The following is a 4633-nucleotide window of genomic DNA, read 5'->3' as shown; positions in this document are numbered from 1 at the left end:
ATCGCATAGTGGCCAAAGGGAGGAGTAGTTAGCCACTAATAACTGTTGCTAATAAGCTACTTAAACAGTCTTTTGCTATTGCAAAATCAGGACTAATATATGACGATTCTTATAGAAGTACTTTAGTTAAAAATTAATGGGTTTTTACTTGTTTTTTACCACAGTACTTTGTTATATGCTGCTTTTAATTCTTTTTAAATTCATAAAAATATGTCCTCTTGTTTTTTTCTAAAAAGGATATTCCATATTCGTTTTCAAGTTTAAGAAGTGCTTTTTTTAGGTTGTTTTTCGGTAAAATAAAATTAAACTTATTAGTGTTTTCAATATTCAATTCGACAACGAGATTATAATTATTTTCTAGGAAGCTTTTCAATTTTTCTAATTTTATTCCTTTAGATTCCCAATTATCATATCTGATGCTAATTCCTTCATGTTTTTCTTTTGAAATAAATGTATTTAATTTTTTATTGTCGGATATGATTAATTCATGTACCAGTGAACTTTTGGTTATTTTTTCATATTTCAATCCGATGCTATTTAGATAATGGAATTTGAATATCTCTAAACTGTTTTTTGGATTAATAACTTCTTTATTTAGTTTTAGTTGAACATCATAACTTTTTTCAAGAAACAAAGAGTCACTTGTTATAATCCTTGAATTATTAATGCCATAAAAATCATTTAAAATTCTTTTTACTTTTCTATTTAATAACATAACATCAAATGGTTGAATGCTCAAACTAGAAGCTGGTCCCATTCCAAGAGTATGTTCTTTAATATTCATTGAATAGGAACTTCGTTGATTCCATTCATTTTTTTGAGATAATTCGAAATTGCTTTTATTTTGTTTTCCTTTTGATAAATTAGCAAGAGCTGAACTTAAATGTATCGGATGTCCTTGCCAAATTATTATTCCTTTTTTATCTATAATAAATGTTTCAGGAAAACCACTCACTTTAAATTTTTTGATTAGTTTGCTTTCCGTATCAATTCCTATTGGGTAATACATTGGCGCTTTTTTGATAAAGCTTTCAATTATTTTTGTATTATCAAAAGTTATTGATAGAAACCTAATATTTGGATTTTGTAAGCTTAGATAATTAAGCTCTGGAATTGTTGCTACACAAGGAGCGCATTTAGTAAACCAAAAATCAACTACAGTATAATCTTTTGTTTCATTTGAAGTAGTAACTCCTTCAGGGTAAATCCATTTATCTGGGTTAATTTCGGGAGCTTTAGTTCCTACTAAAGTGTTTTGGGAATTAGCTTTAAAAAAAATACTTAAAAATAATAATACTAAAAGTTTAACTTTCATTTTCGTTTTTTTGGAGTTGCATATAACGTTTAGTATAAGAAACGTAGGGCAGTTGATAAGCACTTCGTTTCGGTTTGACACTTAGCTAAATATAATATTTTGCTTTTATCTTTTTCGTTGAAAATGCCAAATTTTATATTTGGCGGACTTTATAAATAAACACAGACCTTTGGAGTTAGCACAAAAGCCCTATGTTTTTTATATATTGTTGTGCATAGTTATTATTTCGGCTTCAGTAATCTTAATTCCAGTAATTCTCTCTTTTATTAATCTATCTTTTAATTGTTCACTTATTAACTCTCCAGGTCTAATTTTCTCAAAATTAATTAAATCATTTTTCGGGAAACTATCTTTAAAAACTAATTTCGAAATCCGAGTATTTTCTTCAAATGTTAAAGACTTATTTATTCGGTGGTAAAAGTCAATGGATTTTAGTTGTAACTTTCCTAAAACTCTAAATTTAGATGAGTTGAATATTTCAAATTCTGATTTTTCATAATCAATGTGTCTATTTGAAGGAACAAAACTTAACCAAAAATATTCAAGTTCTATATTTTTATGAGTAGTTGGGATTTTATGAATTCTATGAGCAGGTATTGAAAAATCTAAAAGTATATCTCTTAATTTTTTGTCAATTATTAATCCTTTTCCGATAGGTGATTTACCCAATAAATTGGTTTGGATAGCTTTAGAATTAATTTCTATTTTTCCTTTTTCGATAAAGTTTTGGTCATAATTAGGCTTTTCCTCAAGTGCAGTTGTTCCGCTAATTATTTTTGTTTGTGGATAGAAACAAATATCGTCTAATTCAGTCGAGTTATTTAAGTAATAATATTTCATTTTTTCTAATTATGCACAACTAGTCAGTAACCTCATTTTATTGCGTTTATTTCGCCAATAGGGTTGTGTAAACGCACGTTTTACATTTCTAGCTATTATTAGGTTGCTATTTTTCTCACAATTTAAAACTATTTTCTGTACTACAAATACGTATTTGTGTAATTGACCCAATTTTATGTGTACTATGCATTAAAATAGTTTAAACCTGTGGTGTTTGTAGTTGGTTTTAGTAGGCGGTTTTGAGCGTTTTAAGAGTGGTAGTGAGTTAAGCAGTTATGTTGGGTTAACAATTTTAATACGTAAAAGTAGAACAAGCGTAAATGGACGAAGTAGAATTAGTAAAATAGGAAATCAAAAACTAAGAAATTTATTATTTATGTGCAGTTTTAACGCTTGTAAATATAACAAGGCCTGTAAAGCTATTTATGACAGAATAGTAGCCAAAGGAAAGAGTAAAAAGTTAGCGCTAATAGCCGTTTGCAATAAACTATTAAAACAAGCCTTTGTTATTGCAAAATCAAGGAAGGCCATATGATGAAACTTACGTTTCTATAGTACCGAGATAAAAAGAAAATAAATACAATAAAAAAGCTCAAAGAATCAGTTTTAGAATCTATGAGCTCACTATAATAATACCTAGAATTAACGAGGAATTTGTTTGTTTTTTACCTCAGTTCTTTGTTAGCTGTAGTTTTTATTCTTACTTATTTCTTGATATCCATATTTAATCAAACCAAATCTTTTCCAAATCAATTTGTTTTAATAATTCTCTATACTTATTTGCGTTTGCAGACCATTTACCTTTAAGCTCTGCTTTTAATAAAAGACAATTTAAATCTTTAGGTTTTTTCTTTAAAGCTACTTTAATTTCTTCTAAACTCTGTTTTTCTTTACCCAAATAATGATATAGTCTTGAACGTTGATAATTAATTCTGTAACCATTAAAACCCAACTCCTCTGCTTTTACTATATCTTCTAATGCAGTTCTATATAATTCTAAATTTTCAGATGATTTATAATAACCACTTACATAATCATTATAACATAATGCCTTTAATAAATATAATTCTGATTCAGAAGGGTTTTCATCAATTAATTTATTGAAAAAATCTGTTGTATTATCTATAGAATTAATTCCAAGGTTTACATATTCTATATAATTAAACCAATGCTTATAAGCTTTGTTTTTATTGCCTTTAAAATATTCGGACGCGCCTATAACAAAAAGACCATCTGCCAGGCCCATTCCAGAGTATTGAGGGTCAATTTTTTTTAATCTATTTTCATCTAATTTTATCTTGATAAAACTTGTCATTTCTTTAATGATTTCGTCATAATTCTTCAAATACATTAGTTTATAATAGGCTCGTTCTATTTCCCTTGGAGTATAATGCTCATCATTAATTGGGTATTTAATAACAATTGTATCATAATCTTTTAAAGCCTTATTATATTCTTTGTTTTTAGTATATAAATCAATCCTATTCAAGTAAGATTTATATTGGTCATTTGCAAAATGTGGAATGCACTTTTTATTTAGGGCTTCTGTAATATACTTAATTGCTTTACTGTACTCTTTTTTTGTAGTATTCAAATCCGAAAAAGCTTGTAACATTTCACAATTTTTTTTGCCTTCATTTTTATGAATAGCTTTATTTAACATTTTTTCTGCTTGAATAAGTTCTTTATTCGAGTGATGCCTATAGAAATGGCTCATATAATATTGATAAACTTGATTTTCATCTTTTAAAAAATCTAAATTTACTTTAGATGCTGTTTTTTTTAAAATAACATTATAGCTGAAATGACCTTGTTGAATTTTTAATTTTGGTAAAGAGTCACGCTCCCAATTTAGATTTTCAGACATTATTTTAGCATCAATAACCATAGTGTCTTTTTTATAAATAATATAAATTAAACTTTGAGCATTATGATATCGATTAATATTATGATTGAGGTTATAATTATGAGGTGAAATACTAAGATTTTTTCTGTAAGATAAATCATCTTTTTTAAGCTTTTTTATGTCTTGATAAAGAAAAGTCTCCCAATAAACTATATCTCCTATCATATCAAAAGTTCTAATTCTTAATAGAGAATCTTTCAAAACATTAATTTCATTGTCATGCTTATCTATAATGTTATATATAGTAAGCCCTCCACCTCCTGGTCCAGGTTGTGCCCAACTGATAGTTGTTAAGAATAATGTTATTAATATTAGTATTTTTTTTCTTTCTCTCATTTGGTGTGAGAATTACAGCCAACGCCCTGCTAAACGCAGTTCGGCCTTGAGAACGAAGATACAAAAAGTGTAAGATAATAAGCTTTAGTTTCGCGCGGCCACGCGAGGCTAAAGCTTATTAGCCGTCTCGCTGAGCGATTTTTTTTTAAAAAAATTGATTAGTGAGCCACTTTATTGGATCGAGAGTTCGATGGGTCGTACCAAATTGCTTTTAGCTACTGATGTTACATCGTTTT

3 protein-coding genes and 2 pseudogenes are annotated in these 4633 nt (G+C 27.8%); 2 read left to right on the top strand and 3 right to left on the bottom strand.

Going from position 1 to position 4633, the window contains the following annotated elements:
• Nucleotides 1-35: 35 nt before the first annotated feature.
• Nucleotides 36-137: pseudogene (locus M4I21_RS18290) on the top strand (IS110 family transposase); the annotation flags it as partial.
• Nucleotides 138-184: 47 nt separating this feature from the next.
• On the opposite strand, the gene M4I21_RS18285 reads toward M4I21_RS18290, so the two are convergent.
• Both M4I21_RS18285 and M4I21_RS18280 read right to left on the bottom strand, forming a co-directional pair.
• Nucleotides 185-1315: a TlpA family protein disulfide reductase gene (locus M4I21_RS18285; RefSeq protein WP_249560670.1), complete on the bottom strand. Its 1131-nt coding sequence runs from the start codon at nt 1313-1315 to the stop codon at nt 185-187.
• Nucleotides 1316-1513: 198 nt separating this feature from the next.
• Nucleotides 1514-2155, bottom strand: a complete 642-nt coding sequence (locus tag M4I21_RS18280; protein WP_249560669.1) for a hypothetical protein — start codon at nt 2153-2155, stop codon at nt 1514-1516.
• Nucleotides 2156-2375: 220 nt separating this feature from the next.
• Here M4I21_RS18280 and M4I21_RS18275 point away from each other — a divergent pair.
• Nucleotides 2376-2721, top strand: a pseudogene (locus M4I21_RS18275) (transposase); the annotation flags it as partial.
• A 158-nt stretch (nt 2722-2879) separates the two neighbouring features.
• Here M4I21_RS18275 and M4I21_RS18270 read toward each other — a convergent pair.
• On the bottom strand, nt 2880-4397 hold the full coding sequence (locus tag M4I21_RS18270; RefSeq protein WP_249560668.1) for a tetratricopeptide repeat protein: 1518 nt from the start codon (nt 4395-4397) through the stop codon (nt 2880-2882).
• Nucleotides 4398-4633: the final 236 nt, after the last annotated feature.

It is taken from the genome of Cellulophaga sp. 20_2_10, from assembly GCF_023476645.1.
Lineage (GTDB): Bacteria > Bacteroidota > Bacteroidia > Flavobacteriales > Flavobacteriaceae > Cellulophaga.
This window is presented reverse-complemented; position numbering and strand designations above follow the sequence as displayed.